The 24,792-nt window shown below is 72.9% G+C and carries 27 protein-coding genes and 1 pseudogene; 11 read left to right on the top strand and 17 right to left on the bottom strand.

Annotated features, from left to right (window positions below; genetic code table 11):
- Nucleotides 1–439: 439 nt before the first annotated feature.
- From ACIGG8_RS40040 to ACIGG8_RS40030, 3 genes are all read right to left on the bottom strand, one after another.
- The gene (locus ACIGG8_RS40040) at nt 440–838 is read right to left on the bottom strand and encodes a hypothetical protein (RefSeq protein WP_396553501.1); all 399 of its coding nucleotides are present in this window, start codon (nt 836–838) and stop codon (nt 440–442) included.
- A gap of 271 nt (nt 839–1,109) precedes the next feature.
- Nucleotides 1,110–1,292: a hypothetical protein gene (locus tag ACIGG8_RS40035; protein ID WP_396553500.1), complete on the bottom strand. Its 183-nt coding sequence runs from the start codon at nt 1,290–1,292 to the stop codon at nt 1,110–1,112.
- Nucleotides 1,293–1,666: 374 nt separating this feature from the next.
- Entirely contained in the window at nt 1,667–1,915 is a 249-nt protein-coding gene (locus ACIGG8_RS40030; RefSeq protein ID WP_396553499.1) for a hypothetical protein, read from the bottom strand.
- Nucleotides 1,916–2,213: 298 nt separating this feature from the next.
- On the opposite strand from ACIGG8_RS40030, the gene ACIGG8_RS40025 reads away from it, so the two are divergent.
- On the top strand, nt 2,214–3,257 hold the full coding sequence (locus ACIGG8_RS40025; protein WP_396553498.1) for an SGNH/GDSL hydrolase family protein: 1,044 nt from the start codon (nt 2,214–2,216) through the stop codon (nt 3,255–3,257).
- A gap of 207 nt (nt 3,258–3,464) precedes the next feature.
- On the opposite strand, the gene ACIGG8_RS40020 is transcribed toward ACIGG8_RS40025, so the two are convergent.
- Complete coding sequence (locus ACIGG8_RS40020; protein WP_396553497.1) at nt 3,465–3,674, bottom strand: DUF6243 family protein; 210 nt, start codon at nt 3,672–3,674, stop codon at nt 3,465–3,467.
- Nucleotides 3,675–4,181: 507 nt separating this feature from the next.
- On the opposite strand from ACIGG8_RS40020, the gene ACIGG8_RS40015 reads away from it, so the two are divergent.
- Nucleotides 4,182–4,688, top strand: a complete 507-nt coding sequence (locus ACIGG8_RS40015) for a hypothetical protein (protein WP_396553496.1) — start codon at nt 4,182–4,184, stop codon at nt 4,686–4,688.
- A gap of 47 nt (nt 4,689–4,735) precedes the next feature.
- Here ACIGG8_RS40015 and ACIGG8_RS40010 read toward each other — a convergent pair.
- Nucleotides 4,736–4,919 (bottom strand): annotated as a pseudogene (locus tag ACIGG8_RS40010) (IS5/IS1182 family transposase); the annotation flags it as partial.
- Nucleotides 4,920–5,086: 167 nt separating this feature from the next.
- Between ACIGG8_RS40010 and ACIGG8_RS40005 the strand changes: the two are divergent.
- Nucleotides 5,087–5,512 (top strand): hypothetical protein, encoded by a 426-nt coding sequence (locus ACIGG8_RS40005; protein ID WP_396553495.1) that lies wholly within the window; start codon nt 5,087–5,089, stop codon nt 5,510–5,512.
- A 156-nt stretch (nt 5,513–5,668) separates the two neighbouring features.
- Nucleotides 5,669–8,434 carry a M4 family metallopeptidase gene (locus ACIGG8_RS40000; RefSeq protein ID WP_396553494.1) on the top strand — a complete coding sequence of 922 codons (2,766 nt, stop codon included), beginning with the start codon at nt 5,669–5,671 and terminating at the stop codon, nt 8,432–8,434.
- On the opposite strand, the gene ACIGG8_RS39995 is transcribed toward ACIGG8_RS40000, so the two are convergent.
- The gene (locus ACIGG8_RS39995) at nt 8,404–8,727 is read right to left on the bottom strand and encodes a DUF1330 domain-containing protein (protein WP_396553493.1); all 324 of its coding nucleotides are present in this window, start codon (nt 8,725–8,727) and stop codon (nt 8,404–8,406) included. The two genes, ACIGG8_RS40000 and ACIGG8_RS39995, sit on opposite strands and share 31 nt — an antisense overlap.
- A gap of 350 nt (nt 8,728–9,077) precedes the next feature.
- Here ACIGG8_RS39995 and ACIGG8_RS39990 point away from each other — a divergent pair, with 350 nt between their 5' ends.
- Complete coding sequence (locus ACIGG8_RS39990; protein ID WP_396553492.1) at nt 9,078–9,404, top strand: hypothetical protein; 327 nt, start codon at nt 9,078–9,080, stop codon at nt 9,402–9,404.
- A gap of 328 nt (nt 9,405–9,732) precedes the next feature.
- Entirely contained in the window at nt 9,733–9,966 is a 234-nt protein-coding gene (locus ACIGG8_RS39985; RefSeq protein WP_396553491.1) for a hypothetical protein, read from the top strand.
- Between the two features lie 6 nt (nt 9,967–9,972).
- Here the strand turns inward: ACIGG8_RS39985 and ACIGG8_RS39980 are convergent, their stop codons facing one another.
- The gene (locus ACIGG8_RS39980; protein WP_396553490.1) at nt 9,973–11,088 is read right to left on the bottom strand and encodes a serine hydrolase domain-containing protein; all 1,116 of its coding nucleotides are present in this window, start codon (nt 11,086–11,088) and stop codon (nt 9,973–9,975) included.
- A gap of 92 nt (nt 11,089–11,180) precedes the next feature.
- Between ACIGG8_RS39980 and ACIGG8_RS39975 the strand changes: the two genes are divergently transcribed.
- Together ACIGG8_RS39975 and ACIGG8_RS39970 are read left to right on the top strand one after the other, a co-directional pair.
- Nucleotides 11,181–12,071 carry a GyrI-like domain-containing protein gene (locus tag ACIGG8_RS39975; protein ID WP_396553489.1) on the top strand — a complete coding sequence of 297 codons (891 nt, stop codon included), beginning with the start codon at nt 11,181–11,183 and terminating at the stop codon, nt 12,069–12,071.
- A gap of 58 nt (nt 12,072–12,129) precedes the next feature.
- The gene (locus ACIGG8_RS39970; protein ID WP_396553488.1) at nt 12,130–12,453 is read left to right on the top strand and encodes a hypothetical protein; all 324 of its coding nucleotides are present in this window, start codon (nt 12,130–12,132) and stop codon (nt 12,451–12,453) included.
- 767 nt (nt 12,454–13,220) lie between these two features.
- Here the strand turns inward: ACIGG8_RS39970 and ACIGG8_RS39965 are convergent.
- The 3 genes from ACIGG8_RS39965 to ACIGG8_RS39955 all read right to left on the bottom strand — a co-directional run bounded on the left by ACIGG8_RS39965 (nt 13,221) and on the right by ACIGG8_RS39955 (nt 14,845).
- Complete coding sequence (locus ACIGG8_RS39965) at nt 13,221–13,682, bottom strand: SsgA family sporulation/cell division regulator (RefSeq protein WP_396553487.1); 462 nt, start codon at nt 13,680–13,682, stop codon at nt 13,221–13,223.
- A 339-nt stretch (nt 13,683–14,021) separates the two neighbouring features.
- Entirely contained in the window at nt 14,022–14,627 is a 606-nt protein-coding gene (locus ACIGG8_RS39960; RefSeq protein ID WP_396553486.1) for a hypothetical protein, read from the bottom strand.
- On the bottom strand, nt 14,591–14,845 hold the full coding sequence (locus ACIGG8_RS39955) for a hypothetical protein (protein WP_396553485.1): 255 nt from the start codon (nt 14,843–14,845) through the stop codon (nt 14,591–14,593). The genes ACIGG8_RS39960 and ACIGG8_RS39955 overlap by 37 nt, the downstream gene beginning before the upstream one ends.
- Nucleotides 14,846–15,043: 198 nt before the next feature.
- Between ACIGG8_RS39955 and ACIGG8_RS39950 the strand changes: the two genes are divergently transcribed.
- Entirely contained in the window at nt 15,044–15,421 is a 378-nt protein-coding gene (locus ACIGG8_RS39950; protein WP_396553484.1) for a nuclear transport factor 2 family protein, read from the top strand.
- Nucleotides 15,422–15,559: 138 nt separating this feature from the next.
- Here ACIGG8_RS39950 and ACIGG8_RS39945 read toward each other — a convergent pair whose 3' ends face one another.
- Nucleotides 15,560–16,153: a TetR/AcrR family transcriptional regulator gene (locus ACIGG8_RS39945; protein WP_396553483.1), complete on the bottom strand. Its 594-nt coding sequence runs from the start codon at nt 16,151–16,153 to the stop codon at nt 15,560–15,562.
- A gap of 128 nt (nt 16,154–16,281) precedes the next feature.
- Between ACIGG8_RS39945 and ACIGG8_RS39940 the strand changes: the two genes are divergently transcribed.
- Nucleotides 16,282–17,391, top strand: a complete 1,110-nt coding sequence (locus tag ACIGG8_RS39940) for an FAD-dependent oxidoreductase (protein WP_396553482.1) — start codon at nt 16,282–16,284, stop codon at nt 17,389–17,391.
- A gap of 498 nt (nt 17,392–17,889) precedes the next feature.
- On the top strand, nt 17,890–18,363 hold the full coding sequence (locus ACIGG8_RS39935; protein WP_396553481.1) for a DIP1984 family protein: 474 nt from the start codon (nt 17,890–17,892) through the stop codon (nt 18,361–18,363).
- 376 nt (nt 18,364–18,739) lie between these two features.
- Here the strand turns inward: ACIGG8_RS39935 and ACIGG8_RS39930 are convergent, their stop codons facing one another.
- The 6 genes from ACIGG8_RS39930 to ACIGG8_RS39905 form a co-directional block, all read right to left on the bottom strand.
- Nucleotides 18,740–19,168, bottom strand: a complete 429-nt coding sequence (locus ACIGG8_RS39930) for a hypothetical protein (RefSeq protein WP_396553480.1) — start codon at nt 19,166–19,168, stop codon at nt 18,740–18,742.
- A 455-nt stretch (nt 19,169–19,623) separates the two neighbouring features.
- Entirely contained in the window at nt 19,624–20,046 is a 423-nt protein-coding gene (locus ACIGG8_RS39925; RefSeq protein WP_396553479.1) for a hypothetical protein, read from the bottom strand.
- Between the two features lie 62 nt (nt 20,047–20,108).
- The gene (locus tag ACIGG8_RS39920; RefSeq protein ID WP_396553478.1) at nt 20,109–21,209 is read right to left on the bottom strand and encodes an NAD-dependent epimerase/dehydratase family protein; all 1,101 of its coding nucleotides are present in this window, start codon (nt 21,207–21,209) and stop codon (nt 20,109–20,111) included.
- Nucleotides 21,206–22,807, bottom strand: coding sequence for a class I adenylate-forming enzyme family protein (locus tag ACIGG8_RS39915; RefSeq protein WP_396553477.1), 1,602 nt, complete (start codon nt 22,805–22,807; stop codon nt 21,206–21,208). Before ACIGG8_RS39915 ends, ACIGG8_RS39920 begins: the two co-directional genes overlap by 4 nt.
- Nucleotides 22,804–23,985: a cytochrome P450 gene (locus ACIGG8_RS39910; protein ID WP_396553476.1), complete on the bottom strand. Its 1,182-nt coding sequence runs from the start codon at nt 23,983–23,985 to the stop codon at nt 22,804–22,806. Before ACIGG8_RS39910 ends, ACIGG8_RS39915 begins: the two co-directional genes overlap by 4 nt.
- Nucleotides 23,982–24,734, bottom strand: a complete 753-nt coding sequence (locus tag ACIGG8_RS39905; protein WP_396553475.1) for a glycosyltransferase family 2 protein — start codon at nt 24,732–24,734, stop codon at nt 23,982–23,984. Before ACIGG8_RS39905 ends, ACIGG8_RS39910 begins: the two co-directional genes overlap by 4 nt.
- Nucleotides 24,735–24,792 lie beyond the last annotated feature (58 nt).

The following is a 24,792-nucleotide window of genomic DNA, read 5'->3' as shown; positions in this document are numbered from 1 at the left end:
AAAAAGGCGCCTGCGATACATCAGCAGGCGCACACAAAGTTCATGGGAACCACTACTGCAACTGAATTCGACTCTAGCAGGCCTGGTCTCGCCGCGAGTGGATATGTCACCCCCGGACTTCCGTGGAGTCTGTTCCAGGGCCGCCGGTGGCGAGCCCCCAGCGCTGTCAACGCCCCTGGGGGGCAAGCTGGTTGGGGGAGTGACCGCATCCCGTCGGCGGTGATGGGCGTCAGGCGCGGCGATCGCCCGTTGGAGTGGCGGCGACGCCCGGGGAGACATCGGGACTGCGGAACCGGATCCGCGGGGGGCGAGGCGGGTGAGCGCGGCGGCGGGCTGACAGCGCGGAGAAGGAGGAGCCGGGTTCGGCGGCCGGGCTGTGCAAGGAGAACGCTCTTGGGGTCCGGCTGTTGGCTACCCGCGCAGGTCCGCGGGATCCCGCTCACAGCTCGGGGCCCCCGAGGTAGGTGGGGATGTCGTAGCCCTGGTCGCGAAGCCACTGGCAGGTCACCGCGGCCCGGTAGCCGCTGTCGAAGGAGGGAAAGGACTCGTCGGCCTTCTCCGGAAGCGGGGAGGATTTCTCGCCGTGCTCCATTCTCTCGACCACGGCGTCGGCGATCCGGGCTGCCGTGTCGCCGCCGAGGTCGCCTTTTTCCCGCCAGCGGATCAATATGTCCTTGGCCTGCCGGGCCAGGCGGGCACTTTCGGCGGCGTGCTCCGAGCCGACCGCGGCCACCGCGGCCTCATTGGCCGACCGCAGCCACTGGCCCAGGCAGTCGGTGATGACCTGCTTGGCGAAGGCGGCACGCCACTCTTCCCGCTGCTGAAAGTCATCCGTCATACCTGCAGCCTACCGAGAAAGGGAAGCCGGTTCAGGCCCCCTCCTGTATTGATTTCGAGCTCGTTCGAGAATCGTCGCCACCGCCATCCCGTTCCCCGTGCGGGGTGGTCCGGCCGGGACCTGATGGTCATTCCGTGTTGCATCAGGTGCTGCCTCGCCATACGAGGAGCGGGTTCCAGTTCCGCGGGGCAGACAGATGAGTGCTCAGCGCGCTTACCTCGACCTCGCCGGCAAGAGGAAGCGCGGCGAGCCGATTCCCGGCCGGGCCAGATCATGCCGGAACCGGGGTCGGCGGTTCAGGCGGCTGCTGCGGGGTGCAAGCGGGGCGCTCGCCGGGGAGGAGGGCGTTGCGCAGGGCGTACAGGTCGGCGATGGTGGCCACTTCGGCGAAGCGGGCGAGCAACCGGCGTACGGTGCGGTCGTCACCGTCGTGCACGGCCTCGGTGATCGCCACGATCAGGGCCCTCTGTCCGTTCCTGGCCGTCTCTGGTGCTGTCGCAGGTCTTGGCCTCTGTTCGCCCTGCCTGCTGGCGCGGGCCGTGTCCAGGCGAAGCGGGGAGGCGAAGCGGGGCTGCCGTCGGGCAGCTCGTCGAACTCCTGGGTCGCCAGTGTGGCGCGGACCTCGGAGGTGACGTGGGTGCGGTAGATCAGGTGGATCTTGCGCGGCGGTTCGGCCGTTGTTCTTGCCTCCGGCGAGGGCCAGCGGCAGGTGCTTGCCTGCGAAAGGCATCGGGGTGATCCGTCAGATCGGCCCGCGGTCCCTGGAGCCGCTCGCCTGCCCGAAGCCGCGCTCATCGCGCAGGGTCATCGGCTCGCCGTTGGTGGCCGTCAGGCTCCGGAACAGGGCTCGGCGCGGCCCTGGTTGACGATCTGTCCGGTGTCGTTCGTGAAATCGCGGGAGAAGAACACGCTCGCGGGGTAGCCGGCCCTGAGTAGGGCGCGGGCGTAGATACTCACCTGGGGGAGGAACTGCTCGTGCAGGTGGGCGGCGGCGGGGCGGTCGACGGTGTCGAGGGCCATGGCCTGCTGGCGCAGTGCGGTGAGGACGCCGTCGATGTCGGCCGGGGTCGAGGTCATCACCGCCGGCTCCCGGTGAGCGGGGTCAGCCCGTCGCGGGTATCCGGCCGACCACCGACCAGTCGGCCGCCCTTCCGGCAGCGGGAGGCGACGGCCACCAACTCGGCCCGGCCGTCGGTCTCACGGTCGGGGGCGCCGCCGTCGGCGACCCGATGAATCCGACTGGTCGGCCCGACCGGCGGGAGAGGCCCGGCTGTGCGGGGATGGGTACTGCGATGCGGGGATCGTTCCCACGCGCACCGAAGTACCGTCCGGAGCCGCTTCCCGGTCCGGTCCTGTCCCGTGCCACGGAGGAACCATGCGACACCCCGCAGCCCGTCCGCACGCGCGAGTGCCGGTGCTGGGACTGTTCGTGCTGGCGCTGACCGCGCTGCCGCCCCCGGTCGCGGCCGATGGCAGGAGCGCCCGCTACGAGTGGGTCGCGCTGGGCGACTCCTACACGGCCGGCCTGTACATCGGAGACCCACGGCCCCCGCTGGGCAGCGCCTCACGGGACGGGTGCGACCGGACCGCTGGCTCCTACCCCGACCTCATCGGGCGGGCGCTCGCCGCCCGTCCGACGGACAAGCCCGTGCACCTGACCGACGTCAGCTGCGACAACGCCGCGATCGGCAACATCACCCGCGAGCGGCAGCAGCCGACCAGCCCGGTGCAGCCACCCGGCGGGGACCCCGACGGGTGGCCCAAGGTCGATCCGCAGCTCCGTCGGGCCCGACTCAGCGACCGCACTGACGTCGTCACGGTCGGCATCGGCGCAATCGGACTGCCCTTCGGCGAATGCCTGGACCTCACCCTCGCCCACATCTCCTGCGCGGCGTACTACACGAATCCACCCGAGGGCGTGGAGGGCCTCGACGCGAAACTCGCCAGGATCCGCGACGAGTACAACCGGATGCTCGGCGCTATCCATCGCGCCGCACCGCGTGCCAGGGTCATCAGGGTCGGCTACCCGGCCGTCCTGCCGGAGCGGGGCAGCGCCTGCGGCGGCGGCCCGACGCGACTCGGCCCGATCAGCCCCGCCGACATCGACTGGCTGCGCGAGGACGCGCTGAAGGCGATGAACACGATCATTCGGACGGAGACGGCGAAGCACGGCGACAGATACGTCGACCTCTACACCTCCAGCGTGGGCCACGACGTGTGCACACCCGAGGACACCCGGTGGATCGAAGGAATCTGCGGCGACGCCGAGCCCTTCTGGCCGGCCACGATCCGCGGCCTGCCGTTCGACTGCGCCGCCATCGGCAGACGCGCCACGCTCCTGCATCCCAACGCCAGGGAACACGCCAACGCCGCCCCCCTCGTGGAACACGCCATTCGCACCGCCCTCCTCGAACGCTGACGGCCCGCCGGCCCACTGACTCGCCCTACCCGCGCAGAGACGCGATCCGCAGGTCCGAAACCGGAACGGCCGGTCGGACCCGAGGATCCGACCGGCCGTTCACTGGGCGACCGACGAAGAAGGAGGCCTACCGGCCTTGGTTGACACCCGGTCGAACGCGCCGTCGCCCGGCTCGTCGGCCACGGGAACCAGACTGGCGGCGGTGCGTCAGCCTCGTGCGGTGTCGTCGCCGGCCTGCGCGGCGCCTTCGGCCGTGCCCGTCTTGTCGCGCATCCTTCGCACCAGCTCCGCCTTCTGGTCGGCCGCACCCTGGCGGTCGAGGTTGCGGTGCGGACCGTTGTTCTGCCGTTCGGCGCGAGACAGCCTCTTGCGCTGGCCGCCACCCATGCCCACGGGATTGTTGATGTTCTTGCTCATGGTCAGGGTCTCCGGTCAATGATGCGAAGTGATCTACGGATTCATCGGTAGGGGGCGGTCGGCGACGTTGAAGGACGTCGGCAGGAGCCCGTCACGCTCTCACTCGTAGATCGGTGTCTGGAAGGACACGACAAGAACGTTACCCCGGTCCGTCGCCCCCGCATACCAACCTTTGACCTGCCTTGGGGACTTTCGCCCCGGGGCCGCCGGTGAGTTTCGGGTGCCGTCGCAGGTCAGCGGCCGGTTAGAACGGACTGCGGTACGCGGTGGCGGTGGGGTTCGGCGGGATGGCGGGGTGGGCGAGCCAGCGACATGACGACACCCACAGAGGTCCCGAACTCGCTCTGGAGTATCAGGGGGCTGGGGCAATTGAGCGATTGGTCCGGTCGTGTGGGCCGTGTGGTCGAATCCCCCGGTGCGCCTCGCCGGGACTACCCGGACGGTGCCAGGGAAGACGTTATGAAGAGGACGCCTGGCCACTCATGACCTGACATCAGGAGTCACACGATGCGTCCCATCAGAACGGCCTGCCTCGGTACGGCCGCCGCGCTGGTCACCCTCCTCGCCTCCGCGCCCGTCGCGAACGCCGTGACGGACACCGGATCGCCCGCCCCCCACGCCAAGGACCGCACGATCACGCTCATCGGCCATCTCGCGCAGCAGTCGAACTTCCCCGTCAACTCCAGCGGCCCCGCCGCCCAGGGCGACCGGACGGTCTTCCGCTCGCTCCTGTTCGACCTGGATGGCAACCAGCTCGGCGAGACCGACGGCACCTGCACCACCACCCGCACCGTCGACGACGGCGCGGAGGAGTGCACCGTGACCTACACCCTTCCGCGTGGCCAGATCACCGCCCAGGGGATGGTCTTCGGCAACCTCAAGCCGGGGCCGCCCCCGTCCTTCGACAACGCGGTCACCGGCGGCACCGGGGACTTCGACCGGGCCCAGGGCTCGATCCACGCGGACACGATCGGCCCGGGCACGAGGCGCTTCACGATCGACCTCGACCGCTGACCGGCCGCGCTTCCGCCTGCGGCCGCTCCCGGCGTCGGCGGGTGCCGACCGGTGAGCGGCCGTTGGCGCAATGTCAGGTCGGTGCGCCAGTACGCAGCCGCCAGCAACAACACGGTCCTCCAGCGGCAACGATCCCGGGTGCCCAGGACGCGGTCGGTCGGCTCCTTCCCGCCGCAGCATCGTGATCAGCCTCCGGAACGCTCGCGGGCCCAGTCCGGTGAACGGCGCTATCCAGACACCTCAGGCACCTGACTCGTCAAGCCGAGCCCTTCGGTGGGTGCTCGGGAAATCGAACAGTCGGGTGACAAGCTTGGCTTCGAGTCAATCTCCGGCTGCGTAAGAGTGGGGCTGAGGCGGAGCCCGGGGCGTATCGCGGCAGGACGGGAGAACTGGCGGGCGTGCCCCAGGACTCCGGTGCCGTCATCGAGGTCTCCGGCATGCCGCACGAGAGACGGGTCCTGCGCAGGGGCGGCATCCTGTACCTGCCCAACCTGTTCGACGCCCTGTGGGTCTGCCTGGACGAACCCTGGCGCAACGCCGTCTACCCGGCTGATGGTGCCGCCGCCCTGTGGCCGGTGGCTGCCTCGCACCGTCCGGCCGCTGCTCACCTGGTCCCGCTGATCGGCCGGTCCCAGACCGGCTTCTCCCGCCGCCTCAACCTTGTCCTCGACGGTGGCATCGCCGACGGCCGCCCCGCCGGCGCCCGCTTCGTCCCCGTCCGTGAGCTGGGTCGGGCCGTGGCCCCCGCCCGGGCCGCCCGCGTCGCCGAGGCCCTCGCCGGCCGCGTCCTCCCGTTCCTCCGCCACGGGCAGAGAGCCGCCTGAGGGCCGGGGCTCCCGGAGTTCCCGATAGGTAGTTGTTCGACATATACCGAGAGGTGGCTTATGTTCGTGACGTGGCCCTGGCACACCGTCAGCCGACCGGCGACGGGCAGGGCGCCACCGCCGATTCCCGTGTTCCCGTTCCGTGAGAGGAGCGCAGTGCACCGTCACGCCCGCACACCCAAGGCCCTCGGCGCCGGCATAGCCGCCGCCCTGAGCCTGGCTGCCTTGGCCGCCCCGCCCGCCGCCGCCGACACCGCGCCCGCGCAGGCCGCCGGCGACCCCGTCCCCGGCGTGGTCGCCGGGCAGGACACCGCCGCGCCGCAGCTGGTCACCGGCCTGAGCGATCCCGCCCCCGGCGACCCGGCCGCTGCCGCCCGCGCCCACCTGGCCGCCCACCGCGACCGCTACCGGGTCGACCCCGCCCAGCTCGCCGAAGCCGGCACCGAGAGCGGCCCCGACGGACGGCGCACCGTCAGGTTCCAGCAGAACGAGGGCGGCGTCCCCGTGCTCGGCGCCCAGTACCTCGTCCACCTTGCCGGCGACGGCGCGGCCCAGCACGTCGAGTCGGTCGGCGGCAAGTTCTTCACCGGCCTCGCCGCCCCCACCGAGCCCACCGTCGCGGACGAGCTGCTGCGCACCGCCGCGCTCGGCGCGCTGCCGGACGCCGCCCGCGCCAAGGCCACCGCCGATGACGCCGGCCTGGTGATCCTGCCCGACGGCGCCGGGAAGCTGACCCGCCACTACACCGTGCGCGGCGCCGGCGCCGACGGCACCCCGCTGACCCGTGACGTCTACGTGGATGCCACCGCCGGCGTCGTCGTCCTCGCCCACGATGCCCGCACCCCCTCCGCGGCCGCCGCCCGCCCCGAAGCCGTCGCGTCCTCCGCGGCCGCCCCCGACCCGGCCCCGGCCACCGTCACCCCCGCCACCGGCACCGCCCCCGACGCCCACGGCAAGAGCGTGAGCGTCAACATCGCCCGCCAGGCGGACGGCAGTTACCAGCTCACCGACCTCACCCGTCCCGCCGCGATCACCACCTACGACGCGGCCGGCCGCGACGTGGGCGACTTCGACCGCATCCCCGCCGACGCCCACCCCGCGAGCTCCCCGACCCCCGACTTCCCCGCCGCCACCGGCACCGACGGCGCCACCGACGCGCACGTCAACGCCGGTGTCGTCTACGACTTCTACCGCGACCGCCTGAGCCGTCTGGGCCTGGACGGCAAGAACAGCCCGATCGTCTCCGTCACCGGAGTCACCGCCGGCGGGCGCGCCTTCCCCAACGCCTACTGGGACGGCAGCAAGATGATCTACGGCGGCGGCGACGACAAGTACTTCCCGTTCGCCGCCGCCCTCGACGTCTCCGCCCACGAGATGACCCACGGCGTCATCACCAACAGTGCCAACTTCGCCTACCTCGGCCAGTCCGGCGCCATGGACGAGGCGCTCGCCGACTACTTCGGCAACGCCATCGAGGTCACCACCCGCGGCATCGCGATGGACGACCCCAGGGCCGCGCTGCTGGGCGAGGGCCTGTGCCGCACCGGCACCCCGCAGGCCTGCGCCACCCGCCACCTGGACGACCACCACACCACCGTCGACGACTACGTCGGCGCCTCCCTGAGCACCGACAGCGGCGGCGTGCACCTCAACTCCACCATCTTCGGCGGAGCCCTGTGGGACATCCGGCGCACCCTGGACCCGCTGGTCGCCGACCGCGTGATCTACCGCGCGCTCACCGAGTACATGACCCCGCTCGACGACTTCGTCGCCGGCCGCAACGCCGTCCTGGCCGCCGGCCGCGCCAGTGGCCTGACCCACGCCCAGCTGCGCACCGTCGCCGCCGCGTTCGACGCCCACGGCATCAAGGCCGGCTGGCAGCGCAAGCTCGGCCTGGACAGCCACGTCCTGCTCAGTGGCATCACCAACAACATGGCCGCCCTGGTGGTCGCCGACGGTCACTGGGTGATGCTCGCCAACACCGACGCCACCCGCAAGAGCACCGCCCTGTACACCGGCACCGTCACCGGCAGCGCCACCCCGGTGCGACTGAGCCCCGACGACGGCCGCTACCACAGCTGGGCGGCCACCGACGGCACGAACGCGGTGTGGAAGGCCGTCGGCAAGGACGGCCAGGGCGTCTTCGGCTACGAGCTGCTGAGCGCGCCGCTGACCGGAGCCGGCCCGGTGCGCAGCATCTACCACGACGCCCGGCAGGAGCCGCAGAACATCCGCACGGCGGGCGGCGACATCGTCTACACGCTCCGGGACTTCACCACCGACACCACCCGCATCCACGTCGTCCACGGCGACGGCTCCCCGGAGACGGTGATCCCGCTGCCAGCCGGTCACGGCGTGGGCGGCCTCGACCTTAAGGACGGCGTCCTCGCCTGGACCGAGAGCTGGATGTCCGGCCAGGACTACGTCAACGCGCCGACCGCGTACTCGCTCGCCGAGGGCAAGGTCACCGCCCAGTACGTGCCCGCCGACCCGAAGAACCTGGCCGACGCCGTCCACCTGGCCGGCGGCCGCATGCTGTGGGTCCAGACCCCGCCCACCGGGCGCGCCACGATCCGCTCCGGCGCCCTGGACGGCTCGGGCATCACCGACCTCCTGCCGGCCGACTCCACCGCCCCCGAGCCGTACCAGCTCACCGTCTCCGAGCGCGCGGTCACCTACGTCTCGCGCACCGGGCGGGTCCACGACGACTGGACCAACGCCCGGACCGCCAAGCTGTGGCAGCTCCCGCTCACCGGCGGCGCCCCCGAGCGCGTCTCCTGCGACCGAGGCTCCCAGGACTCGCCCGTCGCCGACCGCGGCACCCGCGTCCTGTGGCTGGACGCCACCGCCGGACGCACCGACCTCGTCACCCGCGAGCGCCCCGCCGGCGCTCAGTGCGCCAGCGAGTCCGCGCCCCGGTAACCCGCGGGCACCCCGTCGGCGAAGACCGCGTCGGCGACCATGTGGCGGGTGCGCAGCGGGATGATCTCCCGGTACGCGGGGGAGTCGTACCACGCGCGCACCCGCTCCCGGTCGGGGAACTCGATGACGATCACGTCCGAGCCCCAACTGCCCTCGACCACCTCGACGTTCCCGCCGTGCACCACGAACCGGCCCCCGAACGGCTCCAAGGTGGCGTCGATGCGCTCCGGGTACTCCACGATGTCGGGCCCGAACTCCACCGGCCTGACGTGGGCGATCGCGGGCGCGCTCATCAGTTCCTCCTCGGCCCACCGCCGTTGTCGTCCGCAGTTCCCGAGGGCCACGTCGAAGAGCAGGCGCAGCAGATGCTCGACACCGTCATGGCCGCCCTGTCCGCAGCTCTCGACCGGCACACTGGCCGGCTGTTGTCCTCGGTGCTGAAGGCGGAAGCCGAGCAATCAGGTCGGATGTGTGGGGCGGGGTGGTGGCGGGGTGGGTGTTCGGTTTGCTGGTCCGGGCCGGGTGCCCCCGTCCTGGGCTTGCCGTCGGGTCGCGTGCCGGGCCGGCACCGCCCTCTGCAACGCGCATAGCCTGGCGCGGGAGAGGGAACGTACGTCAACGCCCGGCATCGGAGGGGGAATCCGTGGAGCAGGGGTGGGTGGTCGAGGGGCGCTACCGCGTGGAGCGGCGCCTGGGGACGGGCGGGGCCGGAGCGGGGTGGGAAGGGGTGTGGCAGGCCGTCGACACTGCCGCGCAGCGGCCCCTCGCCATCAGGTTCGCGGTCGGCACCGACGCTGCACAGCGCTTCCAGGAACGGGTCCGGATCCTGTCGCAGCCGTCGCCCACCATCGTCACCTGCCACGACAGCGGCACGACCGCCGCGCCGGACGGGTCCCGCGCCTCCTCCTGGTGGCCATGCTGCACCACGACGACGACGCACGCCTCGCACCTCTGCCGTACCTGGCCGTGATACAGCGGCTCACGGCCCGCGACCCCGCCCAGCGCCCGAAGGACGCCGCCGCGTGCATCGCGCTGCTCCGGGACGCCATGACCGACGGCAGCACGCTGCGCCCCGAGATGCCGCGTCGACGGCCAGGAGCAGCCGGTCGTCGGCGGCCCGGTCCGGGGCAGCGCGGCCGGCATCCGCCGCGGCCGGGCACCATCGATACGGCCGTCGCTGAGAGCGTCGTAGAGCCCGTCCGTTGAACGGCCGCCAGCGCGCCGTTCGGGCCGGTCGTGCCGGTCGGCCTCCTGATCGGGACCGGTGCGCGTGGGGTGGGCTGTGAGGGAGGTATCCCATGCGCGTCCCGCGCGGACTCCTCGCCCCGCCCTCGTCGGCTGTCTCGCCCTGGCCGGGGCGGTCTCCGCCACCCCGGGCCGGGGCGACCCGGCTCCGCCCGCTGCCCGTACCCGGCGTCCAGTACTGCGCCGCCGTGCTCGGGCACGTCCCGGGCGCGGACACGGTCTCACCGCTCCTCGGCCGGGCCTGCTCACCGGGCTCCCACGCCGACGCGGTCGCCCAGCACAGCTGAGGCCTGTCAGCGCAGTCCGCCGTACGCCGCCATGACGATCTCCATGCCGCGGTTGTCCTCCTGCCGGCCCCGGTCGATCATCCGGTTCATGACGTAGGCCACCGTCATCCGTGCGTCGGGGTCGCTCGCGACCAGCGAGCCGCCCCAGCCGCCCCAGCCGAAGGTGCTGCCGAACCTGCCGAAGCCGGCCGTCCAGCACATCGGTGTTCCCAGGACGCGGTCCTCGCCGCGGAACACTTCCTGCCACGCGGGCTCGCAGCCCTGCGGGGACAGCAGCCGCACGCCGCCGACGGCTCCCCGGCCCGCCAGTACCGACTGGACGAGGGCGACGGACCGGGCGTTGCCGAAGCCGTTCACCGCGGGGATCTGCGCACGGCGCCAAGCCGCCGAGTTGACGTCCCTGACCCGGATCGCGGCGCCGGGGGTCTCCGGCGGTGCGCCGTCCGGTCCGAGCGGTGCGGCGGCGACGTACTCGTCGGTCAACGACGGCGGTGGGATGAGCGGTGCGACGCGGTGGTCGTGCGCGGCGGAGAGCCCGATGTGGAAGTCCGCGCCCAGCGGCTCGGCCACCTCCTCGGCGAAGAACTCGCCGAGGCTGCGGCCGGTGATGCGGCGGACGACCTCGCCGATCAGGAACCCGAAGGTGAGCGCGTGATAGCCGGCGGCCGTCCCGGGTTCCCAGGCGGGGGCCTGCGCGGCCAGCCCCGCCGTCACCTTCTCCCAGTCGTAGAGGTCCTCGACCGCCGCCGGCCCGGTCAGGGTCGGCAGCCCGGCGGTGTGGGACAGCACGTGCCGCACCAGCATGCTCTCCTTGCCGGCCGCGGCGAACTCGGGCCAGTAGTCGGCGACTGGCACGGACAGGTCGAGCCGGCCCCGGTCGGCCAGGATCAGCGCGCACAGGGCGGTCATGGTCTTGGTCGTGGAGTTCACGCAGGTGAGGGTGGAGCGCTCCCAGCCGACCGAGCGGTCCGCATCGGCGTAGCCGCCCCAGATGTCGACCACCGGCTCGCCGTCGAGGTAGACGGCGACGGAGGCGCCCACGTCGTCCTTGTCGAGCGACGCCGCGAGGGCCGCACGGACTGCGGCGAAGCGGGGCTCGCACGCTCCCTTGATATCGGTCATGGTGTAAGCCTCGGGTGACGGAGGGGCTCGCTGCCTGACACTTCCCGCACCGGTTCGGTCGGGCGTCGCGATCGGATGAAGGGCGGACACGCGTGCTGGAGCGGCTCAATCAGGCGCTGGACCATCTGGAGGCCCACCTTGAGCGGGAGGTCGACATCGCCGAGGCGGCCCGGATCGCCGCGATGTCCGAGTACCACTTCCGGCGGCTGTTCTCCACGCTCGCCGGGATGCCGCTCACGGTCTACGTACGGCGCCGGCGGATGACGCTCGCCGGGGCCGAGGTGCTGTCCGGGGAGCCGACGCTGCTCGACGTCGCGGTGCGCTACGGGTACGGCTCGGGCGAGGCGTTCGCCCGGGCGTTCCGGTCGGTGCACGGCATCGGGCCGGGCGAGGCCCGGCGCACGGGGGCGGTGCTCACGGCGCAGCCGCGCATGTCCTTCCGCGTCGTCGTCGAGGGGAGCACGACGATGCGGTACCGGATCGTCGAGAAGGAGCGGTTCCGGATCGTCGGTAGGAAGGCCCGGGTCCCGCTCGTGCACGAGGGGGTCAACGCGGCCGCCGCGGCGCATCTGGAGAGCCTGGACGAGCGGGCGGTCGCCCGGATGAAGGAGCTGTCCGACCGGGAGCCGGAAGGAGTCCTGTCGGCGGCGGTTCACCTGACCGACAGCCGGGAGGACGGCGCGGAGGCGGACTACTGGATCGGCGTGGTGACCGGTCCCGAGGCGGCTGCCGAGGATCTCGACGCCCTTGACGTACCGGCCGGGACCTGGGCGGTCTTCGACAACCGCGGGCCCTATCCGCGTGCCCTCCAGGAACTGTGGCGGGACGTGTTCACCCAGTGGTTCCCCTCGAACCCCTACGCGAGCCGGCCGGGTCCGGAGCTGCTCCGGACGCGCCCCGTGGAGATCGGCGCGGAGGCCGACTCCCAGCTGTGGATCCCGGTCGAACTGAGCGGCTGGAGCGCCGGGTCGTCCCCCTCGTGACCGCTACGCGCCGGAGTCGGACACCCTTTCGTGCCCGTGGGGGCAGGAAGGCACCAGGGTGCCGGCGGCCAGGGTGAACCACCGGGCGACCGCGGTCCGCAGCACGTCGGGGTCGTGTGACGTCGCCCCGCTGTGCCTCGCCGAGGAGAACGAGCGGAGCGCCCGCCTCACCCGGCTCGACCTGTTCTTCCTGCTCGGCGGCTACGCACCCGCCGGGCCACAGGCCGCACCGCGCGAACTGACCGAGCAGCGTTCACCGCCGTCATCGGAACGACCCCGGGCCGCTACCGAACAGGTCGTCAGCCCGGACTCCAGGCCCCTCGACCCGGAGGTGGAGACGGGCCCGTGCCGACGTCAGCATGAGGAAGGCGCCGTCGGGTGAGGCCGCGGCGATCCGGTGCTCGTCGGTCGGGAGGAGGTCGGCGTGGGTGCCGAGGTGGTTGCGGACCTCGCCGACGGCGTCATCGTGCGCCGTCGGGTACCGGGTGAGCCGGGCGGCAGGGGCAGTGCTTCCGTCTGACCTCCGGCCCGGCGGCCCCCGGCGCGGGCGGGCTTGTCCGCTCACGCCGGATTCCGGGCGCGCCCGGCCCGCGCCGCCCTCGCCAGCGCGAACGCCGCCGTCGGAAGGGCGGCGGCGGCCAGCGAGCGACGCCAGACGTGTTTGCCTCCGGTCGTGCTCCCGGCCCGGGGACGGCCGGCGAACCTCCGCCACAGGCGCCAGGTCACCCACCCGGCCGGTCCGCCGGCCCATGGGCCCGCCACCAGCCGGAACGGCTTGCCCATCACCTTGGCCGCGTACACCTGGGCCTCCCTTGAACCGCCGTCGCCGTTCGTTGCTCCTGCGCGTGCCCGGACGTCGAAGGGGCAAACCACTGCTCGGCGACGGCCCGCCACCGGTCGCCGAGCGCGGCGGCGGTCGTACCCCCGCCGCGGCCCGACCGGTCGTACGTGGCGGGGGTCAGACCTCGTGGCACGGGGGGCGTCCGCCGACCCGGACGGCTCCCCACCACCGCGTGCCCGGACGCCGGCGGCAACACGGCGGGAGCCCCGCTCACCCTCGGCCAGGGAGCGCATGCGGTCGTGGCCAGGGGGGTCCTGGCGGTCCCGGCCGGCACAGTCACGCGGCCGCGCGCGACGACCCGGCGATCGTCAGGGGTCGGCGAGGATCCGGTGGATGAGGGCGTCGATGTCGAGGTGGAGGTGTTCGGAGCCGGGGGCGGTGATCTGCCTGCTCCAGTCGAGGAAGTTCCGGACGGGGGCGGTGGGCAGGCTGATCCGGCAGGCGGGGCCGTCGCCTTCGGGGTGGAGGTTCACGACGACGGCGGGGAAGGCACCCCAGGGGGAGGGGTGGACGGTGACGTCGCCCAGGCCGGCGTGGGTGTACAGGCCGTCGGCGAGCAGGCTGCGGGCGAAGACCCAGGTGATCGGGTCCGGCGTGTCGATGTGGAGGTCGAGGTAGGCGGCGTACGGGTCTTCGATGTGATGGCGCAGTCGGACCGTCACCGGGGCGAGTACCCCCCGGGCGACGTGTGCCTGCCCGATGCAGCACACGGCGCACGACGGCCCGGTGAACCGGCGTTCGGGGCCGCGGCCCTGCGGCAGGGGGATCACGCGCGCACTCCCGGCTGCCTCCGGCGGCACGCCGCGCCCGGTTGCCCGGCCCCCGCCGCAGGTCCTCGTCCGCCCGTGTTCCGGGGGACCCGGGTGTGCCCCCGCCCGGGCCAGGCGGGCGGGCGGTGTGCCGCGTCGGGCTGGGGAGGTCGGTCATCGGTCTTCGGCATATGCGAAGAACGATGATCATGGCGGACCGGTGGCGCGGTGTTCACCGGGGGAGGCGACGTCCCGGCGCCGGGTTGACCGGCTTTCACCCCATGGAGTGCCCGGCCGGGGTCAGGTCGGGTCAGGTCGGGGCCGGGTCGGGTCGGCCGAGGGCCTGGCGGACCCGGTGCGCTACGACCACTCGGTGCGCGGCCGGTCGTCGCCGATCGGCCCGTACCGGTACGAGGAGTTGGGCATCGCGAACACGTATTCGTGCGGGTCGGCGTGCGCGGCCTCCATCTTTTCCGGGACGCTGTGGTAGCCGAGCACGTACGCCGCGCCGTCCGCACGGGAGGAGAGCGGCTGGTCATAGGCGTAGACGTAGTTGAAGCGCACGTCGGTGAGCGTGCCCGCGCGGTACAGCTGCACGGCCGCATCGGTGATCGCCTTGTAGGTGGCGGTGATCTCCAGCCATCCCGCGGTGAACTTGTGCGAGGCGCCCGGGTACTTCGCGGCGAGGGCCGCGATCTTCGCCTTGACGTTCGCGGTGAACTGCTTGAACTGATCGGCCCCTTGCCAGACGGAGTCGCTCATCTGGAAGTTGATCACCTTGTCGACCCCGATGGCGGCGGCGGAGGCCATGAACTCGCTCGTCCGTCCGGGGACGATCATGCTGGTGCCGTCGGTCGGCCGGTTCACCCCGTGGTGGCCGCGGGCCGCGCACGGGTGCGCGGGGAGTTTCGGGCACGGGTCGGTGTTCATCACGGTTGCCAGGCCCGGGTTTTCGCCCTTGGACACCAGCACCAGGTACACCGGCCGGCCGCCTTGTGCTCCAGGATCGACCCCGCCAGGCCCAGCGCCTCGTCGTCCTGGTGCGGCGAGTAGAAGATCGCCGGCGGGGCCGCCGCCGAGGCCTTCCCCGCACCCAGCCCCGTGCCCAGCACCGTCACCCCGGCCAGCGCCCCCGCCGTCAGCAGCTGCCGCCGCGACACGCCCACGTACCCGTTCCCCGCCATCGCCACCTCCCGGTCCGACCGGACCGTCTCGTACTCGGCTCCCCGACCATCAGGGCTCGTCAGGCTCGACGGTCGGACGACACCGGCCGGTTCAGAGGGCCTGCTGCCGGTCGCGGCCCGCCGGCACCCGGAGTCGAAGCGGCGGCAGCGGCGCCCGGCGGGACGAGCTCCCCGCGGGACGGCTGGTATTACTAGGGGATGCAGGAAGAGATTGCACGCTCCGCGATCGACACGTTCATCTCCGCGTTCAACGCCTCGGACGACAGCTATGTGACTGCCCTGCTCTCCCAGGCTCTGACCTCGGACGTGGTCTTCTGGGGGCCGTTGGGTCGCAGCGAGGGGATCGCGGCGGTCGAGCGGTTCGTGCTGGACATCCGGCGCCATCCGGCGGGGACCGGCACGATGGTGCGCTGCTCGGAGGTGGACATGCCCGACGAGTGGGCCCGGTACCAGTGGGTCTTCACCATGCCGGACGGAGGTCCCCGCCTGGCGGGCACGGACGTCGTCCATCTGCGGCGGAGCCTCATCGACCAGGTCATCGTCTTCGCGGGGGAGATCAAACCGTCCGCCTCCTGAGTCGTCCCTCTGCGGCTGCCCCTCTCCTGAGCCTGCCCCCTTCGGCCTCGGGCCCCCCGACGGCGGCGGTGGGCGCGCTCGTCCGGCTCGGCGAGGTTGTCCGCGACCGGGCCCGCACCGGGGTGCTCGGCCGCCCGGTCAGGCGCTCGGATGGGCGGCTGCCCAGCCGTGTTCGAGCAGCGCGAAGGCCTCGTCGGCGGCCCGGCGCGGGTCGGCGTGTCGCAGGACGAGGCCGCGCGCCTCAAGGGCGAAGCGGGCCAGGGCTGCGCAGCTGACGTCGTCCTCGGGCGCGCCCACCGCCTCCGCGACGGCTCTGGCCAGGGCCGCTTCGTGGCGCATCCACATGCGGTGGGCGTATTCGCGCAGCGCCGGGGTCTGCTCCACCATGCGCGTGAAGTCGGCGAACCGCGGGTCCTCGGCATGGACGGCGAGCTGGGTCTGCTTCAGCAGCAGGTGCTCGCGCAGCGCCTGCGGGATCGACTGGCCCGGGGCGCGTTCGCGCACGGCGGCGACGAGTTCCGCTTCCAGTTCGTCGTCCTGATCGAAGACCAGGGCTTCCTTGCCGGAGAAGTGTTTGAACAGGGTCGTCACCGAGACGTCGGCGCGGTCGGCGACGTCCTTGACGCCGACCTGGTCGTAGCCGCGTTCGAGGAAGAGTTCAAGTGCGGCGTCGGCCAGGGACTGGCGGGTCTGGGCCTTCTTGCGCTCGCGGCGTCCGGTCGGTTCGGTCACTCGCACACCGTACCGCGATGTGCATTCGCTGTGAAAGTGTAGTCATTGCACTTATTTAGCGAGTGTGCTTTCGTGGTGCCGCCGGGCCTTCCGGTGACCGACCCACCTCCCGACCGAGGGACCCTCCCGTGAACACTTCCCGTGATCCCCGCATCGCGATCGTCGGCGCCGGCCTCGGCGGCCTCACCTGCGCCCGAATCCTCCAGGAGTCCGGCCGCTCCGTGACCGTCTTCGAGCGCGAGGCCTCCGCCGACGCCCGCCCGCAGGGCGGCTCTCTCGACATGCATCCCGGCACCGGCCAGGCCGCCCTCGGCGCGGCGGGGCTCCTCGACCGGTTCCACGCCCTCGCCCGCCCCGAAGGGGACGAGTGGCGCGTGATCGACTTCGCCACCGCCGCCCTCCTGGCGCAGCAGGGCCCTTCCGCCGACGGAGGACGGCCGGAGATCGACCGGGGCCAGCTGCGCGGCCTGCTCCTGGACTCGCTCGCCGAGGGCACGGTGCGGTGGGGCCACGCCGTCACCGGTGTCGCCCCGTCGGCGGACGGCACCTGTCGGCTGCTCCTCGGTGACGGCGCCGTCGAGGGCTTCGACCTGGTGGTCGGTGCCGACGGCGCCTGGTCCCGCGTGCGCCCGGCTCTGTCGCCCGCCGCCCCCGGCTACACCGGTGTCACCTTCATCGAGACCGGATTCGACAACTGCGACAGCCGTCATCCCGATCTCGCACGGCTGGTCGGCAACGGATCGATGCTGGCGAAGGGTGCCGGCAGGACCTTGGTCGCCCAGCGCAACAGCAACGGCCACATCCGCGCCTACATCGCGCTCCGCGTGCCCCAGGACTGGCATGAGGCCGCCGGCGTCGACCTCGGTGACCAGCGGGCCCTGCGGACACACCTGTTGAGGATGTTCGACGACTGGGACGAGAGCCTGCGCTACATCCTGCGCAACGGCGACCACGGCTTCACCCACCGGTCCCTGTTCGTCCTGCCCGCCCCGCACACCTGGGACCACGTTCCCGGCGTCACGCTGCTCGGCGACGCCGCGCACCTGATGCCCCCGGTCGGCCTCGGCGCCAACCTCGCCATGCTCGACGGCTGCGACCTCGCCCGAGCCGTCGTCGCCGGATCCAGGCTCGACGACGCCGTCCGCGCCTACGAGAGCATCATGCTGCCGCGCTCGATCGAGGCCGCGACGGGCAGTGCGAAGGGACTCGACCACCTCGTTCCCGCGGCGGCCCCCTGAGCTTGGCTGAAGCGGCCGGACGGCGCCGGTCACGACGGCGCTGCGCTCGTGGCCAGGGCGGTTCGCGCCAGGTCGCGCAGCCAGGCGTGGGCGGGGTCGGTGTCATAGCGCTGAAAGCGGGTCCGCGAGGTGGACAGGGTCAGCACGAGGTCTCCTCTGCGGCGCGGTGTGCTCGTCTGCCCGGGATCTGCCGGGCCTCGGCAGCCGGCGCGGGACGGGCGGCGATGACGGCGAGAACGGTGTCGGGGAGTTCCGACCTCGTCTTCGAGGGGCTTCGCGCGGGAATCACTGCAGGACATCGGCTTGCTGAGGATCGAAGACGATCGCACCCCTCATCTCACACAGGTAGTCCATGAGCGAGATGATCCGGTTCGTGTACTCGCGGGCATCGTCGTCCCCGAAAACGACCCGGACCCGTCTTGTGGCAGTCGAGAGATCAAACGGCACCGACAGGCATACTTGCCGGACGGTCAATGGCAGGTAGAGGTGGATGACGCGGTGAAACTGGCTGAAGCGCTCGCGCAGCGCGCGGCGGCGGTGCGGCAGGTGGAGCAGTTGCGGGCGCGCGTCGTCGGCAGTGCCCGCTACCAGGAGGGCGAAGAGCCGGCCGAGAACGCGGCGGAGGTCCTGGCCCAGGCCGGGGAGGTGCTGGATGAGCTGGAGAGGCTGATCCGTCAGATCAACCGGACCAACTCCACCGTGCTCATCGAGGGTGGCGGCACTCTTACCGACGCCCTCGCCCGCCGGGACGTCCTGCGGCTGCGCCACTCGGTGACCACGGCGGCCGCCGACGCCGCCTCCGGACGCGACCAGCGCGGAGCCGTACGGCAGTTGCGGTCCGAACTCAGGATCCTCTCCGCGCTGCCGGTCGCCGAGCTCCGCGCCCAGGCGGATGCGTTGGCCAAGGAGATCCGCGAGGTGGACACCTTGATCCAGCGCACCAACTGGGAGATCGACCTGATCGAGGACTGACCCCACAAGCTGGGTGTGGGAAGCAGGTAGTCGTCATGGAGGCGTGCACACACCGCGGCCGGCGGTTAATCCGGCCCTGGCGCGTGAAGAGCAACGCAGGGGTTCGACTCCCCACCAACAGTGCAGCTCAGCATCGCGTACAGGTGACAGGGCACACTGCACAGCTCACCACCATGTGCAGATCCGGACGACGAGGGCGGGAACGGGGTGCCCACACCCGGTGCGGGGGCCGTGCACACTGTCACGGCCCCCGCACCTACTCCACAGTGGACACGTACGGCTATGTCGAGAACGCGGACAGCGCCGACACTTCCTCCCGCCGGGCGAGGAAACGGAACTCCTCCGGCCGGAGGGCTGATCGCAGGTCGGCAGCCGGTCAGACCCCGGTGAGACGGGAGCTGGTGGGCTTCCTGGCCTGCGTCGACTGCGGCGACGTCCCCGGGCAGGAGAGCACCTGGGTGTACGGCAGCCGCCAGCGGATCCGCCGTCCCGGTGGCTGCTGCTGGTCCTGCCACCAGGAACGCGAGGAGCGGCTGGAACGGGAGGCCGGGGAACTGCTGGAAGCTGCCCGCACGGCGAACGCCTTGTTGCGTCCGTGCTGGACGTGCGGGGGCTCGACGGGCGGGGAGTGGACGTCGGAGCCGGTGCCGTAGGTCTCCGAGCCGTCCGGGTCGCCGACGAAGGCGACGTAGGGGTCGCCGGACTTCGGTCCGGAGTGCCCGAACTCGGGGTGGTCCCGGTCGACGCCGATCCGGTCGAGGATGTGCTGGCCGTCGGCCCGGACACCGTTCGCGGCGAGGACCATGTGCGCAGTGAGGCCGCCTCGCAGTCGTCACTGAGCTGCTGGTGGTCGTAGGGGATGCTCGCGGCGGCGAGGCGGGGGTGGCGCCCGGGGCGAGGGACGCGGCGGGCGCGCTCCCGGTCGGCCCAGTGAGGGCGTCCAGGAGGCGGCCGTACCAGCGGTGGCGTCCCAACGGACCGGGCCGCGCCGGCTCGAACTCGGCGGTGAACTCGTCCAGCAGCTGCCGAGCCCCGGCTGCCCACAGCAGGTTCAGCAGGAGCCCGTACGGCGTCTCCCGCTCGGCGGCCGAGGCCCGCGCCGCGACCGCCCGACGCCCGGCGGCGAGGGCCCGCCCCCGCAGCTCGTCCAGCAACCGGCTCTTGCCGATGCCGGTGAGTCCGGTGACTCGGCGAGCCGAACCGCCCTGGCAGCGTGATGGCGCCCACCGCGGTGGGCGCCATCACGCTGCCAGGGGGATGTCAGGCGCGCTCGGGGTGCTCGTCGGCGTGACGGAGCGCCAAGGCGTAGTCGCGCAGACTGAGCCCGTAGTAGGGCTCCTTCTCCGGGAGCAGAAGGTGGGCCGTCCCTTCGAAGGAGCGGCCGGAGCGGTCGTCTCCGGTCATCGTGCACCCGGCCTCGTCCGTGATGCGACGGACCAGAGCGGCCCCGGTGAACAGCTGCGACAGGTCGTATCCCCACCGGACGTAGCCGGAGCGGTCGCCGTCGGCGGCGAAGGTGATGGCGTTTCGGAGCGGGTCGGCCGCTACCCACGCGTCGAGGGTCTGCGCGTACTTCGCTGTCGTGCGGGCCCAGGTCAGACGGAGCGGGGTGCCGGTGGGTATCAGGCCGGGTCGGTTGAGCAGGTAGGCCGGATTGTGGATGCGCTTGGTGGTATCGGGCATGGGGCGTCCTGTCGTTGATGATCCTCGGCGGGCGGGGGGTGGTCGATCGACCGGCCGTTCCGTCACCGTGGTCGCTTGGGACCAGGTCGCGCGGCAGAGTTGCCCCCGGCCGGTTCCCGCGACCCGGCACCCCATACCTGCACGCTTGTTGGCCCCACCCAAGGCGGGGGCGCGGCGTGGCCTGCTCGGCGTCGGGGAGCGGATGCCCGGCGCAGGGCGGGCGCCAGGTCGGTCGGTGCGGGGTGGTAGGCCAGGTGGGTGTGGGCGGCGGTGAGGTCGAGGGTGCGTTCGTGGGCCAGGTGGCGGGCGGCGTAGACGGTCAGGCGGGGGTCGCGGGTGGACCGGGTGGTGCGGGTGAGGAGTTCGGCGGTGCGGGCCAGGGGCAGGGCGAGGGCGAGCGGCAGGTAGACGGGGGTGGTGGGGAGGCCGTGGGCGGCCAGGACCTGGCGCAGCACGTCGTCCAGCACGACCGGGTCGCGGTCGGTGATGTTGAAGGTGCCGCGGGCCTCGCCCTGGGCGGCGAGCAGGCAGGCGTCGACCAGGTTGGCCACGCTGGTCAGGCTCAGCCGTTGCCGGCCGTCGCCGATCGCGAACAGTCTTGGCCCATAGGGGGTTCGGCGTACCGCCCGCAGGACGCGGGGCAGCAGTGTGGTGTCCCCGGGGCCGTAGACGGCGTGCGGGCGCAGGATCACCGCGTCGGGGCGGGTCCGGCGCACCCACTGCTCCGCCAGGGTCTTGGAGCGCCCGTAGGCGTCGGTGTGGCGGACCGTGTCGGCCTCGTCCTCCCGGGCCATGACGGTGGGCCGGCGCGGGTCGTAGACGCTCGCGGTCGACAGGTGCACGAAGCGCGCCGCCTCGGGGAACGCGGCCAGTGCGCCCCGGGTGGCCAGCACGTTGCCGCGGTGGAAGGCTTCGGGGCGGGCCCAGTCGGTGGCCAGGCCGGCGCAGTGGATCACCGCGTCGGGGCGGGTGAACGGGGGCGGGAGGGCGGGGCGGGCGGCGGGGTCCGCGAGGTCCCAGGAGAGGTAGGGCGCGCCGCCGATCAGGTCGGCGGGGACGGTGCGACGGCGGCCCAGAGCCAGCACCTGGTGCCCGGCGGCCCGTGCCGCGCGGCACAGGGCGCTGCCGACGAATCCGCTGGCCCCGGTGACGACGGTGATCACGGCGCCTCCTCCGCGACCAGCGCGCGCAGCCGTTCGCGGTCGGGTTTCTCGGTCCGTCCCCGCCGGGGGATCTCCGGGAGGCAGTGGATGCGGTCCGGCAGTGCCGCGTGGTCGATCGTGCGGGGCAGTTCGCGTCGCAGGGAGCGCAGGAGTTCCGCTTGCGGGAGCGAGCCGTCCGGGCGTACGGCCAGCACCACCGCCTCGTCGGCGGTCTGCGGGTCGGGCACGCCCACGATGACGGCCTCGGCGACGCCCGGCAGAGCGGCCACCGCCGGTTCGTACAGGCCCGGGTAGAGGTTGAAGGAGCCGCGGATCAGCATGTCCTTGGTCCGGCCGAGCAGGACGATCCGGCCCTCGGCGTCGATGCGGGCCCGGTCGCCGGTGTTGAGCTCGCCGATCGGCCCGTCGCCGAGGTAGCCGATCGCCAGGTGGGGGCCGCGCAGCAGGAGTTCGCCCTCGTCGTTGAGGCGTGCGGTGACTCCGGGCAGCGGGTGGCCGGCCAGGTCGCCGTGGGGTGCGTGGTCGAGCTTGTCGCCGGCCCCGGTCATGGCGATCGGCAGCATCTCGGTCGCGCCGTAGACCACGGCGATCCGGGCCGAGGGGAGCGCGTTCTGCAGGCGGCGCAGGATCGGGGGTGGCGCGGGAGCGGCGCCTAGCAGCACCGTGCCCAGGGTGTCCGGGAGCCGGCCGGCGTCGAGCAGGCGGGCCAGGGAGGCCGGGGTGCCGAAGGTGTGGGTGGCCCGGCGGCGGCGCAGGTCCCGCAGGAACCGCTTCGGGCGCACGGGCAGCGGCGCCGTCGACCAGGTGGCGCCGGCCGCGAGGAAGGCGAAGGCGATCATCAGCTGCTCGGAGTGCACGACCACCGGGCCGGGGACGGCGTTCAGGCCCAGGCTCTCGCCGAGCAGGTCGGCGCCCGCGAGCAGCGTGGCCTGGCTGTGCACGACCGCGCGGGGGCGGGCGGTGGTGCCGGAGGTGAACACGACCAGGGCCGGACGGTCCGGGTCCCCCTCGTACGCGGGCTCCGAAGCGGTGCGCGCCAAGGCCGCGGCGCACAGCGCGTCCGGGGGCAGGCCCGGCAGGCGCGGGCCGGTGTGGACCAGGCGCAGGGCCGGGTCGCAGAGCGCGGGCAGGTTCAGGCCGAGGCGGCGCAGCAGGGTGCGTCCCGCCGTGCGGGCGGCGAGTGCGCAGAGCCATGATTCGGCGGCCAGCCAGCGCGGTGCGGTGAGGCGTTCGGTGACGAGGTGTCCGCGCGCGGCGTCGAGTTCGGCGCCCGCGCCGGGGTCGGCCACCACCACGGCGGCGCCGACCGTCATGACGGCCAGGCCGAGCACCAGGGCGTCCCGGCCGGGGCGGACGGCGAACAGCACCGTGTCGCCGGCGGACATGCCCGCGGCGCGCAGGCCGTTCGCGGTGGAGGCGATCCGCTGGGCGAGTTCGGCGTAGGTGAGTGTGCCGCGTGCGTCGAGCAGGGCGGCGGCGTCGGGGGTGCGGCGGGCGTGGTCGGCGATCCGGCCGGCGAGTCCGGTCGGTGCGGCGGGTCCGGTCGGTGCGGCGGGTCCGGCCGGTGCGGTGCCTTCGGGGTCGGGCGTGCCGTTCACGTCGTCACTTCCAAGTGTGCGTAGGTCGGGATCAGGACCCGTCGCTTGGCTCGTCGCCGCACGATGTGTTCGGCTCCCGCCGTCAGGAGCGCATGCAGCAGCACCCGTATCTCGGCCAGGGCGAGCGGTGCGCCGATGCAGTAGTGCGGTCCGGCCCCGAACCACAGGCGTTTGGGATCGTGTGCCGGGCACCGGCCCAGTGCCGCGGCCCGGTCGAACGGGCCCGCGGCCAGGTCGCAGCGCGCGGTGGCGATGACCACCCGGTCCCCCTCGCGTACCGTCGTCGCGCCGAGACGGCCCGGCCGTGCGGCGCGGCGCAGCATCGCCGGGCTCGGGGTGATCACCCGCATCGCCTCGTCGATCGCCGCGTCGAAGGCCTCGCCGCCCTCTTCCAGGTCCGCCTGCAGCGCGGGCAGCAGCCCGGAGTCGTGCCAGATCGCGAAGACCCGGGGGACCGTGGTGGTGACCGTCTCCGTCCCGGTGAGCAGGAACGCCGCCGCCAGCCCGAGCGCCTGCTCGCGGTCGAGCCCGTGGGCGCGCAGCCGCGCCATCATCGAGCCGGGGTCGTCGCGGTCGTATGCCTCGCCCGCCGCCGCCGTCAGGTCGGCCAACACCGCCTTCGCTTTGGCGACTTGACGTAGAGTCAGTTCCCTGGTGCGGAGCCCGACCATCCGGACGATGCGCTCGCCGTGCTCGAACACCTCCGCGCCCGCGGCGTCGGCCACGCCCAGCAGGTCGCCGATCACGGTGCCGGCTGCCGTCCTGGTGAGTGCGACCAGGTCCACCGCGCCGCCCGCGTCCAGCCGGTCGGTGGCCTCGTGCAGCACCGGTCCGAGGACGCGGGTGCACAACTGCGTGGCCTGGGCCCGGGTGAACAGGCCGGCCAGCGCGGCCCGCAGCCGCCGGTGCTCCTCGCCCTCCATGTTCAGCAGCACGGCCGGCCCCAGCACCGGCGTCCACAGCGCGCCCGAGGACCCGGGGCCGTCCTTGCGGAACCCCTCGTGGTCGAGCAGCACCTGCCGGGCCAGCTCCGGATCGCCGACCACGACGCCGACTCCCGGCACCCGCACGGCGGGGCCGCGCCGGGCCACGGCCGCGATGAACGGGTACGCCAGCGGGTGCGCGGCCAGCTGCACCCGCTGCTCCCAGGTGTGTTCCCACCGCTTCGGTCGCGTCATCGGATGTCGACCACCTCGGGCCGGTAGCGGTGGTCCGCGTACCAGGCCAGCGTGTTGCGCAGTCCGAACGCCCGCAGCCGCCGCACCGAGCCGTGCACCCGCATGCCCGGGACCTGCCCGTAGGCGGCGGTGAGCCTGCGCACCCGGTTCACCAGGGCGCGGTCCTCGTGCTCCTCCTCGATCGCGGTGCGCGGGAAGCCGCCGCTGCGCTCGTAGAGGTCGGCGGTGATGGCCAGGTTGCAGCCGGGGCACATCAGGTACGGGCCGAGGTACTGCGGGTCTCGGTTGCCGGGCCGGAACCTGCCGAACCAGGCGGCCAGCGCGACCACCGCCGGCAGTAGCCGGCTCTCCCACAGTTTGAGCCTGAACTCGTCGGTACGCGGCAGGAGTTCACCGGTGACCAGCTCCAGATCGCCGGCCAGGCCGCGGCGCACGGCCGCCGTCCAGCCGGGCACCGGCAGGCAGTCGGCGTCGGTGCGGGCCAGGTACCGGGCGCCGGCCGCGATCGCGAACCGCATGCCGGTGTCCGCCGCCGCGCCGGTGCCCTTGCGCGCCTCGGTGATCAGGTGCAGCGGGAAGCCGGCGGTGAGCGCGAACTCCCTTACCACCTCGGCGGTCCGGTCGGTCGAGGCGTTGTCCACCACCACGCACTCGAAGTCCGCGTCGCGCTGGGCCGCGAGTGCGCGCAGCGTGGCCGGCAGCGAGGCTTCCTCGTTGTAGGCGGGCACGACCACCCACAGGTCGGTCACTGGTGTTCCTTCACATTCGGGCGCACGGGCAGGGTCGCGGGCGGGCGCACGGGCAGGG

The sequence above is a fragment of the Kitasatospora sp. NPDC085464 genome (genome assembly GCF_044541955.1).
Classification (GTDB): domain Bacteria; phylum Actinomycetota; class Actinomycetes; order Streptomycetales; family Streptomycetaceae; genus Kitasatospora.
This window is presented reverse-complemented; position numbering and strand designations above follow the sequence as displayed.

Bases quoted from the DNA above. Each gene is read 5' to 3' on its own strand.
- ACIGG8_RS40040 (WP_396553501.1), bottom strand. From the start codon at position 838: ATGACGGATGACTTTCAGCAGCGGGAAGAGTGGCGTGCCGCCTTCGCC.
- ACIGG8_RS40030 (WP_396553499.1), bottom strand. From the start codon at position 1,915: ATGACCTCGACCCCGGCCGACATCGACGGCGTCCTCACCGCACTGCGC.
- ACIGG8_RS40025 (WP_396553498.1), top strand. From the start codon at position 2,214: ATGCGACACCCCGCAGCCCGTCCGCACGCGCGAGTGCCGGTGCTGGGA.
- ACIGG8_RS40020 (WP_396553497.1), bottom strand. From the start codon at position 3,674: ATGAGCAAGAACATCAACAATCCCGTGGGCATGGGTGGCGGCCAGCGC.
- ACIGG8_RS40015 (WP_396553496.1), top strand. From the start codon at position 4,182: ATGCGTCCCATCAGAACGGCCTGCCTCGGTACGGCCGCCGCGCTGGTC.
- ACIGG8_RS39995 (WP_396553493.1), bottom strand. From the start codon at position 8,727: ATGAGCGCGCCCGCGATCGCCCACGTCAGGCCGGTGGAGTTCGGGCCC.
- ACIGG8_RS39985 (WP_396553491.1), top strand. From the start codon at position 9,733: ATGCGCGTCCCGCGCGGACTCCTCGCCCCGCCCTCGTCGGCTGTCTCG.
- ACIGG8_RS39980 (WP_396553490.1), bottom strand. From the start codon at position 11,088: ATGACCGATATCAAGGGAGCGTGCGAGCCCCGCTTCGCCGCAGTCCGT.
- ACIGG8_RS39955 (WP_396553485.1), bottom strand. From the start codon at position 14,845: ATGGCGGGGAACGGGTACGTGGGCGTGTCGCGGCGGCAGCTGCTGACG.
- ACIGG8_RS39950 (WP_396553484.1), top strand. From the start codon at position 15,044: ATGCAGGAAGAGATTGCACGCTCCGCGATCGACACGTTCATCTCCGCG.
- ACIGG8_RS39930 (WP_396553480.1), bottom strand. From the start codon at position 19,168: ATGGTCCTCGCCGCGAACGGTGTCCGGGCCGACGGCCAGCACATCCTC.
- ACIGG8_RS39925 (WP_396553479.1), bottom strand. From the start codon at position 20,046: ATGCCCGATACCACCAAGCGCATCCACAATCCGGCCTACCTGCTCAAC.
- ACIGG8_RS39910 (WP_396553476.1), bottom strand. From the start codon at position 23,985: ATGACGCGACCGAAGCGGTGGGAACACACCTGGGAGCAGCGGGTGCAG.